This window comes from Natronorubrum tibetense GA33, from assembly GCF_000383975.1.
Lineage (GTDB): Archaea > Halobacteriota > Halobacteria > Halobacteriales > Natrialbaceae > Natronorubrum > Natronorubrum tibetense.
Genome location: NZ_KB913019.1, coordinates 170,273 through 187,908, shown reverse-complemented (window position 1 = coordinate 187,908; position 17,636 = coordinate 170,273). Strand labels below are relative to the sequence as shown.

Sequence of the window (17,636 nt, the reverse complement as noted above, 5' to 3'; positions counted from 1 at the left end):
GTTCGCCGGTGCGACTCAGTTGTCCGGCCAGCGTTCGATGTAGACGTTCTTGTCCGTGTAGAAGTGGATCATGTCCTCGCCCTGGGCGTGGAGGTCGCCGAAGAACGAGTCGCGCTGGCCCCCGAAGTGGAAAAAGGCCATCGGCGCGGAGGTGCCGACGTTGACGCCTAAGTTCCCCACGTCGGCGCGGTGGCGGAACTTGCGGGCGTCGAGCCCGCTGCCGGTGAATAGACTCGCCGCGTTCCCGAACTGGCTCTCGTTGAGGACGTCGATTGCCTCGTCGATGTCGGCGACCGACATCAGTCCGAGCACCGGTCCGAAGATCTCCTCGCGGGTGATCACCATGTCCGTCTCTAGCCCGGCGAAGACGCTCGGGGCCAGGAAGTTGCCGTCCTCGTAACCCTCGACGGTGACGTCGCGGCCGTCGAGGAGCAGTTCGGCACCCTCGCTGATGCCTGTCTCGATAAAGTTGCGAACGTGTTGCTCGTGTTCAGGCGTAATGAGCGCGCCAATGTCGACGCTGTCGTCGAGTCCGTACCCCACCGTCTGGGATTCGGCCTCCTCGAGGACGAGGTCGGTAAAATCGTCGTAGACGGCTTCCTCGACGACGACGACGTCGTTGGCGAGACACCGCTCGCCAGCGCAGGCACACGCCGACGCGACCGTCTTCTGGGCGGCGAACTCGAGGTCCGCTGTCTCGGTGACGATGATGTGATTCTTCGCGCCGCCCTGGGCCTGGACCCGTTTGCCGTGGGCCGCTGCGGTTTCGTAGACGTGTTTTGCGACTGGGGTGCTGCCGACGAAGGAGATGCCGGCGATGTCCTCGTGCTCGAGCAGCGTGTTGACGGTGTCGACGCTTCCGTTGACGAGCTGGACGACGCCGTCGGGGAAGCCCGCCTCGTCGATGAGCTCGAACATGCGCTGGGCCACCAACGGATCGCGTTCGCTCGGCTTCAAGATGAAGCTGTTGCCGGTCGCGACGGCGTACGGCAGGAACCACAGCGGAATCATGCCGGGGAAATTAAATGGGGTGATTGCGGCGAAGACGCCCAGCGGCTTGCGAACGGCGCTCTCGTCGATTCCGGGAGCGGCGTTCAGGAGGGAACCGCTCTGCATCATCGACGGGATGCCACAAGCAACTTCGACGTTCTCGATGCCGCGGCGGAGTTCGCCCCGCGCCTCCGGCAGCGTCTTCCCGTGTTCCTGGACGAGAAGCTCAGCCAGTTCCTCCTGGTGGTCCTCGAGCAACTGCTTCAACTCGAACAGCGGCTGAATGCGGGCTTCGACGGGCGTCGTCGACCACTCCTCGAAGGCCTCGAGACCGGACGCGACGGCGTCGTCGACGTCCGATTCGGAGCTGAACGGGACGAACGCGAGCTCTTCGCCGGTCGCCGGGTTGATAACATCCTGTCCGTCGTCGCCGTCCGCGCGTTTCCACGTGCCGCCGACGTAGTTCTGTACGTCACCCGTCGCCGAGAGTGATTGTAACTCGACCATGCGGAGGGATACCACGACGGGTGAAATAACTCTTCGGTATTCACCCCACTCCGTTCAATTAGAACCGCTTTCAACTGGACAGTGTTCTGCGACGCTCGGAATAGTTGGAAGATAGTCTTCTCAGCTAGAGCTTTGATAAAGATTAATCACCCGTGGCGACGATGTGGGACGTATCAATGTCAGATTCTCAGACAACGGAGGATGTGCTTTCGGACGATTCGACGGAGATAGAACGGCTCGACAAGGAGTACGTGTTCGGGACCTGGTCCTTCCAGAGCGAGGTCTCCCCGACGGAGGTCGTCGGCGGCGAAGGCGTTCGGTTCACCACCGCTAACGGCGGAGAGTACATCGATTTCTCGGGCCAGCTCATGTGCTCGAACCTCGGTCACTCCGCGGACACCGTCGCGGACGCGATCTCCGAACAGGCCCACGAGGGCGCGTACTTCGCGCCGGGTTTTACGACCGAGCCGCGGGCGCGACTCGGCGAAAAACTCGCGGAGGTGACGCCGGGAAACCTCTCGAAGACGTTCTTCTCGACCAGCGGCACCGAAGCCGTCGAGGCCGCGATCAAGATCGCCCGCATGTACACCGGGAAACAGAAGATCATCTCGCGGTACCGCTCCTACCACGGCGCTACTGCGGGTTCGATCAGCGTCACCGGCGACCCGCGGCGGCTCCTAGCTGAGCCTGGCGTTCCGGGGACGATCAAGGCACCTGATCCGTACGCCTACGGTTCGACCCTCGAACCGATGGAGAGCCTCGAGTACATCGACGAGATGCTGATGCTCGAGGGCGACACCGTCGCGGCGGTGCTCGTTGAACCCGTCGTCGGCTCGAACGGGATCCTGGTCCCGCCGGAGGAGTACCTCCCGCGACTCAAGAGAATCGCTCACGACCACGGCGCGTTGCTCATCTGCGACGAAGTCATGAGCGGGTTCGGTCGCACCGGGGAGTGGTTCGGCAGCGACGTCTTCGACGTGACGCCCGACATTATGTCGATGGCGAAGGGGCTTAGCGGGGCGTACGCGCCGCTGGGCGCGACGATCGTCACCGACGAGATCGCCGACCATTTCGAAGACGAGATGTTTTGTCACGGCCACACCTATGCGGGTCACCCGCTTGCCTGTGCCGCCGGACTCGCCGCTGTCACGAGCTACCAGGATCAGGAGCTGATCCCACACGCCCGGCAGGTCGGCACCTATCTCGAGGGTCGACTCGAGGAACTCGCCGAAGACCACCCGAGCGTCGGCGAGACGCGGGGTGTCGGTCTCTTCCGCGGGATCGAACTGACGAAAGACCCCGACGAGCGCGTGCCCTTTGGCCACCGCTCCGACAAGATTTCGATGGGATCGACCGTCGTCGACAAGGTAAGCGCCGCGGCGTGGGACGAAGGCGTCTACGTCGGCAACATGATCAACACGCTCATCATCGCGCCGCCGCTCCCGATCACCGAAGACGACGTCGACGAGGCCGTCGCCGCGCTCGACGTCGCACTCGAAGTGTCCGACGCCGCGATGGATCGGTAGGCCCTCGAGTCCCTCGAGTGCGGACTGACGCCGATGGCGTCAGTTGCCAGACGCTCGAGCGCAGTCGAACGCGAATCGCACGGGTAACCCGCTGGCGACGAACTGACTGGTATGGACACGAACGAATTCCCAGCCCTGGACGAGACGGACGTTGCGATCCTCGAACGGGTCGAACGCGATGCCGACGTAAATCTCGCGGAGCTAGCGGAAGAGCTCGAGCTGTCGAAATCTGCGGTTCACTACAGGCTGAACAAGCTCAAAGACGCCAACGTCATCACCGCCGTGTCGGCGGACATCGACCCGCTCGCGCTGGGACTCAACATGGTGGTCATCACGGAGGTGTCGGTCGCCCACGAGAGCGGCTACGCCGAGGATATCGGACAATCGCTCACCGCGATCGACGGCGTGTTTCAGGTGTACTACACGATGGGGGACGTCGACTTCGTCGTCCACTCGCGGGTGCAAAACCGGGATCAAATGAACGATCTCGTCGACGAAATTGTCACGATCGACGGCGTGAACGAGACGGCCTCGAAGTTCGTGATGAGAGAGCTGAAAACGAGTACACGGACGGTCGAGAATATGTCCGAAGAGATGGTGCGAAACGCCGTCGACGGCACTGACTGATTTCTGCGGACGAAACCGGCGGCGCCTGGGTTAGCGATTATCGTCGGTAGAGGACTCGAGCGCGTTGGTGATGATATCGAGCCCGATCTCGGCCTGTTCGTTCGTCATGACGAGCGGCGGCAGGAGTCGGAGCACGCCGTTTTCTCGGCCGGCCTTCCAGACGAGCACGCCCTGCTCGTAACAGCTGGTCTGGACGGCCTTGACCATCTCCGCGTTCTGCCGGCCGTCCTCGTCGATCAGTTCGACGCCGATGAACAGCCCGCGCCCGCGGACCTCACCGATCAGGGGGCTGTCGACCGCCCGGATTCGGTCCCGGATGTACTCCCCGAGTTGGGTCGCGTGGTCGAGCAGGTCGTGCTCTTGAATGTATTCGATCGCGGCGATCCCGCCGCGCATGGCCGGAAGGTTCCCGCGGAACGTTCCGAGGTGGCCGCCCGGCCCCCACGTGTCGAACTTCTCGTGGTACAACATCGCGCCGAGTGGTAAGCCCGCGCCACCGATCCCTTTGGCCATCGTCATCGCGTCGGGAGTCACGCCGGCGTGCTCGCCGCCCCACCACTCGCCGGTGCGGCCGAAGCCGGACTGAATCTCGTCGAAGATCAACAGGGCGTCGTTGTCGTCCGCGATGTCGCGCAGTCCCTGTAGGAATCCCGCGGGTGGGACGACGACGCCGCCCTCACCCTGAATCGGTTCGACCCAGATCGCCGCCGGCGGCTCGTGGCCACTATAGGCCCCCTCGAACTTCTCTTTGACAGCCTCGAGCGACCGCGCACAGGACACCTGTCCACAGCAGTCGTCCTGTGGACAGAGCGCCGTCGCGCCGTCGTTCGGGAGCCGCTCGCGATAGGGATCGGGATACGGTACGTGAACCGTGTCGGGCAGCATCGGCTCGTAGCCGGCCTTGTACCCCCGGCCGCCGGTAAGACTCAAGGCGCCGGCCGACCCGCCGTGGTAGGAGCCCTCGAACGCGAGGAGCCCGTGGCGGCCGGTGTTGTGTTTCGCCAACTTGATCGATCCCTCGATGGCGTCGCTGCCCGAGGGACCGCCGAACACCATCCTGCTGTTCCCGCGCAGCCCCGGCGGCGCGATCTCGCCGATGGCCTCGATGAAGTCCAGTCGGGCTTCCGTCGGGAAGTCGATCGTGTGGACGAGTTCGTTCGTCTGCTCGTTGACCGCCTCGAGCACGTAGGGATTCGAGTGGCCGACGTTCAACACGCCGATGCCGGCGAAGAAGTCGAGAAACACGTTCCCGTCTGCGTCTTTGATCGTCGCACCCTGGCCCTCGGCGAACGCCAGCGGCACGGATTTGGGATACGCGACGGCGCTGCTGTCGATCTCCGCCTGTCGCTCGAGTAACTGCTGTGAGCGCGGTCCCGGAATCGACGTGTCGACGTGCGGCGCTTCATCGAAGTGGAGCTCTGTTATGGGTGGTCCTCGGGTCATCGGTAGGGGATTCGTGGAGCGTCCTAAAGACTTTTGTTAACTATACGCATACACGTTTCCCGAAACGTCACTCGATGATCGCTCTTCGAGTCACGGTTTCCCATCGGTCGCAGCCACCTGAAAGTCGTCCGTTCGACGGTTCGCGATCGAGATCTCTCCGTCTACTCGCTCACCCCTCCTCGTCGTCAGCCGTGAGATCGTACTTAAACGAGATGCAGTACTTCTCGTAACCGAGCACGTCGGTGTAGAACCGGTGTGCCTCGTCGCGCCAGTGGCCCGACTCGAGTTCGACCGCCACACAGCCCTCCGTCGCCGCCCAGTCGTGGACGAACGAGAGGAGCTGTTCGCCGAACCCCTCCGAGCGGCGGGACTCGGTGGTCACCAGATCGTAGACGTAGGCGTGCTTGCCGAGGTAGAAGTTGGTCGCTGTTTTGGCCCCCGCGACGGCGACGATCTCGCCGTCCTCGTAGAGACCGAACAGTCGGTACCCCTCCTCGTACATCTGCTCGTACTGTTCTTCGAACAGCGCCTCGTCCAAGTGCGTCCGCAGTTCGTTGAGAATCGGGAACGCCTCGCGCCGTTCCGCGTCGGTCGATAGCTGCTGTATGGTGATCTTACTCATCTGTCTCTCGCCTCGACGGTCCCGCCGCTGGCCGACTGACTCCACCGCTCGGTGTCGTCGACGACGACGATCGATCGATAGCAGTGGTGTACACACGGAGTACCGGCAAAAGCGTTTTGTCAGGCCGCTGGCGGCTGTAGACTCCACTACTGCCACTCCGCGGCGGCTCGCCGACCGAGCATCTCGCGGAACTGCTCGGTCGTACGCTCGAGCAACTCCTCCGTCTCCCACTCGAGGATGACGCCGTACTGGCGGACGAGATCGTGTTGGTCGAGTTCGCCCTCGCGGTAGCGTTCGGCGACCGATTCGGGGTCCGCCTCGAGCCAGGACTCCCGGTTTTCTCGAATGTGTTCGCGTGCTTGCTCCGTCGCCTCGCGATCGATCTCGTACTCGCAGAGGTCTGGATCGACGGCGTCGATCACCACGCCGTAGTCAGTTTCGGCTCGTTCGATCGAGACGTAGTCGTCGATGACGTCCTCACGGACTGCCTCGGGGTCGCGCTCGAGCGGATCGCCGAAGCCGCCGCCGCCCGAGGAGGGCCGAACGAACGCGTCGCCCTCCTCGATCGGGCGGTTGGAGAAGACGGTCCCCATATCCTCGGTTTCGCCGTCCCGCGTGAGCGACACGCCGTGTGGAATTCCCGGCAGCCCGCCGTTGAGCCCCCACGTAATCGATCGGGACCGATCTGAACAGTAGGAGATCACGCTGTTCTCACACTCGAGGAGACGGCCGCCCTTCCGGACGCCGCAGCCGCCCCGGAACTCGCCGGGACCCGCGGAGTCCGTGACGATCGAGTGCTCGCTCGTCAGCAGCGGCGTGTCCCGCTCCTGTCCCTCGAGCGACTGGACGGCCAGTCCCGCACCGAAGACCGGAGCGGTCGCGTTCGCGCCGTCCATTCCGTCCCGTCCGCCCCAGCCGCCGGCCATCCAGTCGTACCACATGAACTCCTCGCCGTCGCGGTCGGGGCGACGGTCGGTGCCGCCCGAGAGCAGATACTCGAGGTTGAACGCGCAGGCCATCGCCCGTTCCGGAAGCACCTCCGACCACATCTCGAAGATGGCGTTCATGACCTTTTCGTAGGCCCCCGCGACCGAGCCGGTGACGGGGACGGGCTCCGGCGCGTTAACCACGGTTCCCTCGGGAAGCGTCGCGTCCACGACCCGGTACATCCCCGAATTGAGCGGCACGTCCGGGAAGAACATCTTCGTCCCGGCGATCACCGCGGAGAACGACGTCCCGTACGTGGAGTTGAGGAAGTTGCCGATGTACTCGTCCGAGCCCGACAGGTCGTAGTGGACCTCGTCGTCGTCAATCGTCATTTCGACGTCGATCGTGACGAACCCCTCCTCCTCGGTGGGGTCGCCGTCGATGTAGTCCTGGGTTCGCCACGTGCCGTTCGGCAACTCGCGGATCCGCTCGCGCATGATCCGCTCGACGTAGTTCTTCGACTCGTCGAACGCGGTCTTGACGGTGTCGATGCCGTACTTGTCGATGAGTTCGAGGAGGCGCTTCTCGGCGATCCTGGTCGCCTCGGTCTGGGCTCGCATGTCGCCCAAGCGGTCCTCCGAGAGGCGCATGTTCGACACCAGCAGGTTGGCGACGTCCTCCTGGAACTCGCCGCGATCCCAGATCTTCAGCGGCGGAATGCGTAGCCCCTCCGCGAAGTAGCTGCTCGCCTCGATGTTGAACGAGCCCGGCGACGGCCCGCCCACGTCCGCCCAGTGGCCGTTCGACTGCGTGACGGCGATGAGTTCGTCGTCGTAGAACACCGGCCGCATGATACGGACGTCGTTGATGTGGGTCGCGCCGAGGTAGGGGTCGTTGACGATGTAGACGTCGCCGGGATTGATGTCCCCCTCGAAGTACTCGAGCGTCTCCTTGCAGGTGTAGTGGAGGGTACCCACGTGGACGGCGATGTCCTGTGAGCCCTGCATCACGGTGTTCCCCTCCGCGTCGTTCAGACAGTTGCTGAAGTCGCGGTTGTAGATCACGAAGGAGTAACACGTACGCTGGATCTGTTCGGCCATCCGGTCGACGAGGTTCGTAAACGAGCTGCGCAGGACCTCGAAGGTGACCGGGTCGAGGTCGATATCGGTGTGTGCGTTGGATTGTGACATGATTATATCTCGATGATCAGGTTCCCCGTCGCTTCGACTTCTACCTCGGCCGCTGGCGGGACGACCACGGTGGAGTCCATCTGCTCGACGATCGCGGGGCCGCTGAACGTCTCGCCTGCGCCCAGTCGCTCGCGCTGGTAGAGGTCGGTCTCGACGAACTCGCCGGCCGATTCGAAGTACACCTCTCGCGTGCCGAGGTGGGCGTCCTCGAGGTCGCCCGATTCGATCTCCGGGAACGACGGCTTTTCGACGACGCCGCGTCCCGTGACGCGGATGCCGTAGATCTCGACGGTCGCGTCGCGATCCGAGTAGGCGTAGACGCGCTCGTGTTCCTCGTGGAACCGCTCGCGGATTGCCTCAACACTCTCGATCGGCAGCGAACACGGCACGGCCAGCGACCGCCACTGGCCCGCGTAGCGCATCTTGACCTCGTGATCGAGGCGGATCTCGTCGTCCTCGATCTCCTCGGCGCGCAGTCGGTCGAGAATCTCGGCCTCGACCTCTTCGAGCGTCTCCGCTAAGTCGTCGGCAACCTCTTCGGTCGCGTTCGCGACGAACGTCTTCGAGAGATCGTGTTCGACATCGACGAGCAGACAGCCCAGCGCGGAGTTGATCCCGGGGTACGGCGGAACGATCACGTTTGGGATGTTCATCTCCTCGGCCACGTGGGCGGCGTGCATCGGTCCGGCGCCGCCAAAGGCGACGATCGCGAAGTCGCGGGGATCGTAGCCCTTGCTCGTCGAGACGAGCCTGACGGCGTTGCACATGTTCGCGATGGCGATCTGCTCGATCGCGGAGGCCGCCTCGGTGACACCGAGATCCAGCGGCTCCGCGATTTCGCGTTCGATCACGTCTCGAGACGGGCCGGCGGTCGCGTCCATCTCCCCGCCGAGGAACTTGTCGGGATCGACCCAGCCCAGCAACACGTTCGCGTCGGTGATCGTCGGCTTGTCCCCGCCGCGCATGTAGCAGGCGGGGCCGGGGTCCGCGCCCTGGCTTCGGGGTCCGACGCGGAGCGAGCCGCCTTCGTCGATCCAGGCGATCGAGCCGCCGCCTGCACCGATCGTCTCGATGTCCGTCGAGGGAAACATGATCGGATAGCCGTACTCGACGGCCCACTCGTCGGTCATCTCGATATCGCCGCCGTAGGTGAGCGAGACGTCGACGCTGGTGCCACCCATGTCGAAGCCGATCGCGTTGTCGAACCCGCACTGCTCGGCGATGTACTGCCCCGCGATCGCCCCCGCCGTCGGCCCGGAGTTGGCGATCCGGGCCGCGTAGTAGGCGATCGCGTCCGTGGTCATCACGCCCCCGCCGGAGTGCATCGCGAGCACGTCGTTGTCGTAGCCGCGTTCGGAAAGCTGTCGAGCAAGGTCGGTCAAGTACTCCCTGACAACGGGCACCAGCGCCGCGTTGACGATCGTCGTGCTCGTCCGCTCGTGCTCGAACATCTCGGGGAGGATCTCGTGGGAACAACAGACGAACGCGCCGGGATGCTCTGTTTCGACGATTTCCTGGACTCGACGCTCGTGATCGCCATTGACGTAGGCGTTGACCAGCGAGATCGCGATGGTATCGATACCTCGTTTCTCGAAGACTCGAGCGGCCTCGCGAACGTCGTCTTCGTCCAGCGGCGTCAGGACGTCCCCGTTGTAGTCGATTCGCTCCGTCACCTCGAGTCGATCCCGCCTCGTCACGTAGGGGTCTGCGACATCCGTGTAGGCGTCCCAGACGTCCTCCTTGGTTGCGTCACGGATCTCGTGGACGTCGCGAAACCCTGCCGTCGTTATCAGGCCCGTCCGGGGTAGCTCCCGTTCGATCAGCGCGTTGGTCCCGACGGTCGAGCCGTGCGAGAAGAAATCCAGGTCGGCGATATCCGTCTCCGCCTTGGTCAACCCGTTGATCACCCCCTTCGCGGAGTTCTCCGGCGTCGACGGCGTTTTCGTAATCTCAATCGTCCCGGTCTCCTCGTCGAACACGATGAGGTCGGTGAACGTCCCGCCGATATCGATACCGGCTCGAGTCATGATATCATCCCACGTAGTAGGACACGCAAGTGGTATATAACGTTTTAGTCAGGAACGCCGGGACTGGACGGGCAACACGACCGACGCGGCCGACGCCGATACGACTAAGACCGACTGGGGAGAGTCGAACGCATGAGCCTGGGTTTCCAGTGTCACGGACAGCACGGCCGACAGATTCGAAGCACGAACGACCGTCTGCGCGGCGACCAATGGCGTCCAACCGTTGACCCGAGTCGAGCCGAGGATGATCGACGATGAGCGAGTCCGGCCTTGCCGAGATGCGAGCCCAGGCCGACCGCCTCGGGTTCGACATTCCCGATTCGATCCTCGAGGAGATCCTCGAGTCGGCGACCGTCGGCGAGGAGCACGCGACGGCCGCCGTCCGGACGAGCGAGGGCGTCGGCCGCCGCTCAGAGGACGAGGAGAACGCGCTACTCGCCGTCTTCGACGAGCCGCAGGTCCGCACCGACTCGGGCCCGCTCTCGGGCAAAACGCTCGCGGTCAAGGACAACATCGCCGTCGCCGACCTCGAGATGACCTGCGGCTCCGCAGCCTACTCGGTGGTCCCGTCGTTCACCGCGCCAGCGGTCGACCGCCTCCTCGAGGCCGGAATCGAACTCGTCGGCAAGGCCAACATGGAGCCGTTCGCGATGGGGCCCACGGGCGAGTTCAGCGACTTCGGCCACGTCACAAATCCGCTCGACCCCAATATCGTCGCTGGCGGCTCCTCGAGCGGTAGCGCGGCGGCCGTCGCGGCTGGCACCGTCGATCTCGCACTCGGTTCCGATACGGGCGGCAGCATCCGCATTCCGTCGGCCTGCTGTGGCATCGTCGGCGTCAAACCGTCTCATCGGCTCGTGCCGCGGTACGGCTTCGTCGACTTCGCCCCCTCGCTGGACACGATCGGCCCGATGACGCAGGACGTCTCGACGGCCGCCGCCGCGCTCGCGGCGATGGCCGGCCCGGACCCCCGCGATCCGACCTCGGCCGATCGGTCGCTCGCGTTCGAGACGGCCGACGAACTCGAGGACGTCGACGGTCTGACCGTCGGCATCCCCGACACGCCGTTCGAGCGTTCCTCGGACGAGATTGCCGACGTCGTCCGGACGGTTACCGATCGGCTGTCGACGCTCGGAATCGAGACGGTACCCGTCGAACTCGACCTGGGTGACACCGAAGCGGCCTACCTGAACATCGGCGCGGCGGAGTTCTCCTGGCTCGTCTCCGGCAACGGCGTCACCAGAGGACAGGGGACGGGCTACGACGAAACTCTCCGCCGGGCGTTCGAGTCGGCTCGGGAGGCGGGGCTCGGTGAACACGTCGCGAGGCGCATCCTCCCGCCCGCGTTCCTCGACATGACCAGCGGCGGGGCCTCTTACGCCGCCGCTCGCGAGGAGGGGCTTGCCTTCTCCGCCCGACTCGAGGCGGCGTTCGGCGATGTCGACGCGCTCGTCACGCCGACGCTTCGCGTTCGGCCGCCGGCAGTTGAGACGGTCACGACTCGAGCGGATCTCCTTCCGATCCTCGGCAACACCGCTCCCTTCAACATCGCCGGCACGCCGGCCGTGACGGTTCCGGTGACATCGGTCGACGGCCTGCCGGTGAGCGCGCAGGCGGTCGCCCCACAGTTCGAGGACGACCGGGCGCTGCGCGTTGCGCGAGCACTCGAGCGCGTCGCAGACTGATCGATCGACGCACCGTTCTGACGTTCGCCGTGCTGACGTTCGCGAGTGAAAACCGAAGAACAGACCCGACTACTCGTCGCGCAGTTCCGCCGTCGCCGCCGTATCGAGCGTGCCGTCCTCGATGACGACGCCATACTCCTCGCGGGCGTCGGTCGCCGATACTAGGCCGTCGAGATAGTCCTCGTAGACGGTGTCAGCCGGCCGCTCGTGGGGGTCGCCGTAGCCGCCGCCGCTCGCCGTCTTGATGAGCACGCGGTCGTCGGCCTCGAACTTGTAGCCGGACTCCTTCGAGTGGAGGTCGAGCACCTCGCCGTCGGCTTTGATGTGCTTGAGGTCGCCGTGGGTCCCCTCGCCGCCGCCGAACAGTCCGTGCGGCCGGTAGCTGTTTCCGTCCCCTTCCATCGTCATCACGGCGTCCGTGAGGAAGCGCGACTCCCGAACGATGCCGTGGCCGCCGCGGGTCCGTCCGGCACCGTGGCCGTCCTCGCGGAGCCCGTAGCGCTCGAGTCGCATCGGATGCGAGAGTTCGATGTCTTCGACGGGCCGGTTTTTCGTGTTATGCACGAGCGCGTCGACCGCGTCGAGCCCGTCCGCACCGGGTCGGCCGCCGTAGGAGCCCTCGTTCACCTCGAGGTAGACCCAGTACTCGCCCGCGTCGTTCGTCCCGCCGTAGCTCACGAAGTACACCTGGCCGCAGGTGCCCGCACAGACCCGCTCGGGGATCGCATCGGCGAGCGCCTTGATGATGAGGTCGCTCATCTTGTCGACCTGGTTGATGCGGGCGAACGCCGACGTGGGCGGCGTCGGGTTGAACATACAGCCCGGTCGGGCCTTCGGGTGGACCGGCGCGAACGTCCCCGAGTTCTGTGGCAGGTACTCGTCGCGGACGAACGTGTCCATCAGCAGCGACCGGATCGTGAAGTAGATGCAGACGTCCGTCGAGCCGTGGAACGGGATGTTGTAGCCCGTCGGCGTCTGATCGGCGGACTCGCTCATGTCGACGGTGATGTCGCTGCCGTCGACGGTCACCTCGACGGCGATTTTTAGCGGTACGTCTCGGTTGCGGCCGTCGTCGTCGAGGTAGTCCTCGGCGTAGTAGGTGCCGTCGGGGATCGTCCGAATCTCGTTGCGCAACAGCGCCTCGGCGTAGTCCATGAGCGCCTCGCCCGCGTGTTGGATCTCTTCGAGTCCGTACTTCTCGACGAGGTCGAGGTAGCGATCCTTACCGACGTTACAGGACGAGATCTGGGCCTGCAGGTCGCCGATGACCTCTCGGGGAGTTCGAACGTTGTCCTCGATGAAATCCCAGATGCCGTCGACCCGTTCGCCCTCCTCGTACACCTTCGTCGCTCGGAACAGGCTTCCCTCCGCGTACATGTCCTCGAGGTCGATCGCGAGGCCGGGCGTCGCCGAGCCGATGTCGAGGTGGTGGGCAGTGTTCGCCGCCCAGGCAATGTGTTCTCCTTCGTAGAAGATCGGCACCGCGACGGCGATGTCCGGCGAGTGGCTCGCGCCGTAGTGGGGGTGGTTGTGAATGAAGACATCGCCCTCGTTGATCACGTCCTCGCGATCGACACCGCGCTCCTCGAACGTTTTGTACATGCCGTCGAGATAGCCGATGAGCGAGCCGACGTGCATCGGCGTGGAGTCGCTCTCACACAGTTCGCGACAGTCGGTGGTGAAGATCCCTGCGCCCATATCCTCGCTCTCGCGGATGATCGAGGAGTACGACGAGCGGATGAGTTTGTACCCCATCTCCTGGGCGATCGTGTCGAGTTCGCCGCCGATGACCTGCATCGTCACCGGATCGATGTCTCGTTCGCGGAGGACGTCCGCCGCCGTCGTCTCCGCGTGTTCGTCGTCCGTTGCTGCCGCCTGCTCCGTTTCGTTGGGGTTGTCAGTCATTAACACTCACTCCGTCCGCAATTTGATCGATCCGTTCTCGCCGATGGTGGCCTCCCAGCCGGGGTTGACGACGACCGTGCTGTCGAACTCGTCGATGACGGCCGGCCCGCCGATCACGTGGTCGGTCGCCAGTTTCGCGCGGTCGTATCGCGGAACGGTCACCTCCTCGGGCTCGTCGGCGGTTCCGAAGACGACCGTCGACTCCGTCGTCTGGGCCGCAGAGAGATCCCCCGTTGCCGCAATTTCGGGGGGTGCATAGGACTGTACGTCGCCGATCGCGGTCACGCGCACGTTGAGGAGTTCGACGGGATCGTCCTCGAAGTAGTGGCCGTACTCGGCCTCGTGTTTCGCCTCGAACTGCTCGCGGAGTCTGGCGTGCCAGTCGCCGTCCGTATCGTCGAAGTCGATGTTCAGCTCGTATCCCTGCCCGTCGTACAGACAGTCGACCGACGATCTGAATGTCCAGTTCGAGGAATCGATCTCGTCGCGCTCTAACTGCTCGCGGCCGCGAGCCTCGAGTCGGTCGAACGCCTCGTCGACGAACTCGCCGTCGACCTCCTCGAGCGGACTGCTGACCGTCTGCTGGTAGTCGTACTTGACGTTCCCCGTCAGGAGCCCGCGGGCGGACGCGATCCCGGGCGACGGCGGAACCAGCACCGTCGATACGTCCAGCTTCTCGGCGATGCTTGCGCCGTGCATCGGCCCGGCGCCGCCGAAGGCGACCATCGTGTACTCCCGCGGGTCGTACCCCCGCTGGACGGTCTGTTCGCGGATCGCCCGGTACATGTTCGTATTCGCGACCTCGAGCGTCGCGAGTGCGGCCTGTTCGGGCGTCTCGAACTGCGCCTGATCGGTGCGATTGCTGAGCTTCGTCTGTAGCGCCTCCCGCGAACGCTCCGGCTCGAGGTCGAGTTCGCCACCGAGGAAGCTGCTGGGGTCGATCCGTCCGAGGACGACCTGCGCGTCGGTCGTCGTCGGCTGGTCGTTCCCCTGTGCGTAACACGCCGGGCCCGGGTCCGCGCCGGCGCTTTTCGGTCCGACGTTGAAGCCCATCGCGTCGTCGAACCAGGCGATCGAGCCGCCGCCCGCGCCGATGGTCTCGATATCGAGCATCGGGGTGATCGTCGGATAGCCCCCCACGGTGCTGTCCCGGGGGTCGCGCTCGAGCACGCGCCCGGGAATCACCGAGATGTCGGCGCTGGTGCCGCCCATGTCGAGCATGATCATATTGGGGTCGTCGACGTGGTTCCCCTCGAACTCCGCCGAGAGCACCCCAGCAGCCGGTCCGGAGACGAGCGTCGTGACGGGCCGTTCGGCCACGTTCCGGACGCTCGCCATCCCGCCGTTGGACTGCATAATGAGTACCTCCGCGTCGAACCCTTCGTCGGTGAGCCCGTCGCTGAGGCGGTTGAGGTACGTCGATAGCACGGGTTCCAGCCGCGCGTTGATCGCCGTCGTCGTGAACCGTTCGAACTCCCGGAACTGGGCGACGACGTCGCTCGAGGTCGAGACGCTGACGTCGGGGAACTCCTCTGTGAGGAGTTCTTTCGTCCGATCCTCGTGATCACGGTTCAGATAGGAGTGAAGATAACAGACTGCGATCGACTCGACGCCGTCGTCGACGAGTTCGCCGGCTTGTGCCAGCACCTCGTCCTCGTCCAGCGGCGTGATGACGTCACCCGGCGGGTAGACGCGCTCCGTGACCTCCTTTCGGTGTCGTCGCTCGACGATCGGGTGTTCCTGCCAGGGAATCGTCTGCTGGAGGGAGAAGCTGTGGGGCTTCCGGTGGCGACCGATGTGGAGCACGTCCCGAAAGCCCTCTGTCGTGAGGAGTCCCGTTCGCGCCCCCTCGTGTTCGATGAGGGCGTTCGTCGCCACCGTCGTCCCGTGGAGGATCTGGTCGACCGCCCCGGGGTCGATACCGGCGTGGCGACACACCTCCACGATCCCGGTGATCGTCGACTCCGACGGATCCGCCGTCGACGGCGTTTTGAAGGTAAACTCGTCTTCGTCGGTGACGAGGATCACGTCGGTGTTCGTCCCACCAACGTCGACGCCGACGCGGATCTCGCTGCCGCTGGTACTACTCTTGCTAGCCATGCACAACCAATAGCTCTCTGCTGGAGGAGTTAACCGTTTCCCTCGGTGGCCGAGTCAGGTCTTATCGATTCGATGATAAGTCACTCTCGCCGGTTTCAATTTGCGATCTGTCGACCAGCAAACGCCGGGCAGGCGTAGGTTTATCTCGCCGACCACACAAGGAATAGTGATGGCCACAGTAGCGACGGATACCGTAGCGCTGACTGCGCAGCAAGAACTCGTCAGGGAGAGCATCCGCGATATTTGTAGCGAGTTCGACGAGGAGTACTGGCGGGAGAAAGACCGCGCGGCCGAATACCCGACGGAGTTCGTGACGGAACTGGCCGACCACGGGTGGCTAGGGATCCTCGTCCCCGAGGCGTACGGCGGCGCGGGAATGGGAACGGCGGAGGTCGTCGTAATGATGGAAGAGATCGCGGCCAGCGGCGGCGGGTTCGCCGCGGCGCAGGCGATCCACGGCGGGATCTACAACTCCGTGCCGATCGTCCGTCACGGGAGCGAGGAACTCAAAGAACGGCTGCTTCCGGCCGTCGCGGAGGGTGACGTCGCGATCCAGTCGCTCGGACTCACCGAACCGAACGCGGGTTCGGATTCGACCTCCATCGAAACGGTCGCTGAAGAGCAGGAAGGGGAGTACGTGATCAACGGACAGAAGATCTGGATCTCACGGGTCGACGCGAGCGACTACCTGCTGGTCGTGGCCCGGACGACGCCGAAATCGGCGGCCGAAAAGCGAACGAAGGGGATTTCGATGTTCCTCGTCGATATCGACGACGCCGTCGACGCCGGAACGCTGACGATGCGGTCGATTCCGAAGACCGCCAGCAACGCCGTCCACGCCTACGAACTCTGGTTCGACGACCTGCGCGCCCCCGCCGACAATCTCGTCGGCGAGCGCGGGAACGGCTTCTATCAGCTGCTGGACGGACTCAACGAGGAGCGACTGGTGATTGCAGCCGAGTGTCTCGGGCTCGGCGAACTGGCGATTCAGACGGGCGTCGACTACGCGAACGAGCGCGTGGTGTTCGATCGCCCGATCGGGATGAACCAGGCCATCCAGCACCCGTTAGCCAAAGCTTATGCGGAGCTACAGGCCGCAAAGCAACTGACCTACAGCGCCGCGAGCGCGGTCGACGAGGAGTCGGGACGGGCCGTCGGCGCGCAGGCGAACATGGCGAAGTATCTGGCCGCCGAAGCCGCTTTCGCGGCCGCGGACGCCGCCGTCCAGGCCCACGGCGGGTTCGGCGTCGCACGGGAGTACGATGTCGAACGGTACCTCAGGGAAGCGCGACTCACTCGACTCGTGCCGATTACCCAGGAACTCGTACTCAACTACGTAGGAGAGAACGTGCTCGGACTGCCGCGGTCGTACTGACCGACGAATCGCTCGAGCGATCAATCCCTTTTCGATCTTCGTGCTGCGATCGACGCCGTCGGCTTTTCAGAGACGAATCGACAGCGATAATCGTTGCCGGAGTATAAAAGGTTCGCTGTCACCGAACGACAGTGTTTTTCTGTGAGGTGTTTGCCACGAACCCATTCGGGCAGTCGATTCCTGGCTTCGAAATCGTGGGTGTGTTTACCTACCAGGGATGTTACTCTCCAATAATCACTGTCCGAATAGTCAAACTACGATAGGATTTTCGCGATTGGTTGTTGTATCAGAATATCAAACGCGCATAAGTAGATAAACAGGCGAACATAGATCGATATAATGGATATAGTTACGATAGGAACAATTCTCGAAAGCCTATCAGCTTTCCGAATAGTAGTATATAAAAGACGGCGTTATCGAACGGCCGTTCCACCACCGACTAGGTTGAAAACTGCAGTACTGTGGCGCTGTAGATCACCGAAACGCCCGATCGCGCCGTCAGTCGTGTCTCCCCGCTGAAGGGTAGTTCTCCGCAGATATTTACAGTAGTACTCGTGTAATGAGTAGATTACAGCGATACCGCACATGCAAACGAACCGCTTCGACGACGATCGTGATCCAAGTTTTTACAGCAGTACTTTTGTAAATTACCAGGCAGTAGGTCGGAAACGTTCTCGAGCCACGATACATCCAATGAGTGCTGCCTGATCAC

The 17,636-nt window shown here is 63.9% G+C and carries 11 protein-coding genes; 4 read left to right on the top strand and 7 right to left on the bottom strand.

Translation table 11 applies throughout. From position 1 onward, the window contains the following. Positions 1 to 15: 15 nt before the first annotated feature. On the bottom strand, positions 16 to 1,497 hold the full coding sequence (locus NATTI_RS0122790) for a CoA-acylating methylmalonate-semialdehyde dehydrogenase (protein WP_006091319.1): 1,482 nt from the start codon (positions 1,495 to 1,497) through the stop codon (positions 16 to 18). A gap of 176 nt (positions 1,498 to 1,673) precedes the next feature. Between NATTI_RS0122790 and NATTI_RS0122785 the strand changes: the two genes are divergently transcribed. Together NATTI_RS0122785 and NATTI_RS0122780 are read left to right on the top strand one after the other, a co-directional pair. Continuing rightward, on the top strand, positions 1,674 to 3,023 hold the full coding sequence (locus NATTI_RS0122785) for an aminotransferase family protein (RefSeq protein WP_006091318.1): 1,350 nt from the start codon (positions 1,674 to 1,676) through the stop codon (positions 3,021 to 3,023). Positions 3,024 to 3,134: 111 nt separating this feature from the next. After that, positions 3,135 to 3,650, top strand: a complete 516-nt coding sequence (locus NATTI_RS0122780) for an Lrp/AsnC family transcriptional regulator (protein ID WP_006091317.1) — start codon at positions 3,135 to 3,137, stop codon at positions 3,648 to 3,650. Between the two features lie 30 nt (positions 3,651 to 3,680). On the opposite strand, the gene NATTI_RS0122775 is transcribed toward NATTI_RS0122780, so the two are convergent. The 4 genes from NATTI_RS0122775 to NATTI_RS0122760 all read right to left on the bottom strand — a co-directional run bounded on the left by NATTI_RS0122775 (position 3,681) and on the right by NATTI_RS0122760 (position 9,859). Continuing rightward, complete coding sequence (locus tag NATTI_RS0122775; protein ID WP_006091316.1) at positions 3,681 to 5,093, bottom strand: aspartate aminotransferase family protein; 1,413 nt, start codon at positions 5,091 to 5,093, stop codon at positions 3,681 to 3,683. Between the two features lie 169 nt (positions 5,094 to 5,262). Further along, a complete protein-coding gene (locus NATTI_RS0122770; RefSeq protein ID WP_006091315.1) occupies positions 5,263 to 5,715 on the bottom strand; it encodes a GNAT family N-acetyltransferase in 453 nt (150 codons plus the stop codon). 146 nt (positions 5,716 to 5,861) lie between these two features. Then, the gene (locus NATTI_RS0122765; protein WP_006091314.1) at positions 5,862 to 7,832 is read right to left on the bottom strand and encodes a hydantoinase B/oxoprolinase family protein; all 1,971 of its coding nucleotides are present in this window, start codon (positions 7,830 to 7,832) and stop codon (positions 5,862 to 5,864) included. Positions 7,833 to 7,834: 2 nt separating this feature from the next. Beyond that, positions 7,835 to 9,859, bottom strand: a complete 2,025-nt coding sequence (locus NATTI_RS0122760; protein ID WP_006091312.1) for a hydantoinase/oxoprolinase family protein — start codon at positions 9,857 to 9,859, stop codon at positions 7,835 to 7,837. 254 nt (positions 9,860 to 10,113) lie between these two features. On the opposite strand from NATTI_RS0122760, the gene NATTI_RS0122755 reads away from it, so the two are divergent. Further along, positions 10,114 to 11,544, top strand: a complete 1,431-nt coding sequence (locus NATTI_RS0122755) for an amidase (RefSeq protein WP_006091311.1) — start codon at positions 10,114 to 10,116, stop codon at positions 11,542 to 11,544. A 69-nt stretch (positions 11,545 to 11,613) separates the two neighbouring features. Here the strand turns inward: NATTI_RS0122755 and NATTI_RS0122750 are convergent, their stop codons facing one another. Then, positions 11,614 to 13,449 carry a hydantoinase B/oxoprolinase family protein gene (locus NATTI_RS0122750; RefSeq protein WP_019992186.1) on the bottom strand — a complete coding sequence of 612 codons (1,836 nt, stop codon included), beginning with the start codon at positions 13,447 to 13,449 and terminating at the stop codon, positions 11,614 to 11,616. A 6-nt stretch (positions 13,450 to 13,455) separates the two neighbouring features. Continuing rightward, positions 13,456 to 15,549, bottom strand: coding sequence for a hydantoinase/oxoprolinase family protein (locus NATTI_RS0122745; protein WP_006091307.1), 2,094 nt, complete (start codon positions 15,547 to 15,549; stop codon positions 13,456 to 13,458). A gap of 169 nt (positions 15,550 to 15,718) precedes the next feature. Here NATTI_RS0122745 and NATTI_RS0122740 point away from each other — a divergent pair, with 169 nt between their 5' ends. Continuing rightward, the gene (locus NATTI_RS0122740) at positions 15,719 to 16,924 is read left to right on the top strand and encodes an acyl-CoA dehydrogenase family protein (protein WP_006091306.1); all 1,206 of its coding nucleotides are present in this window, start codon (positions 15,719 to 15,721) and stop codon (positions 16,922 to 16,924) included. The last annotated feature ends 712 nt before the right edge of the window (positions 16,925 to 17,636 follow it).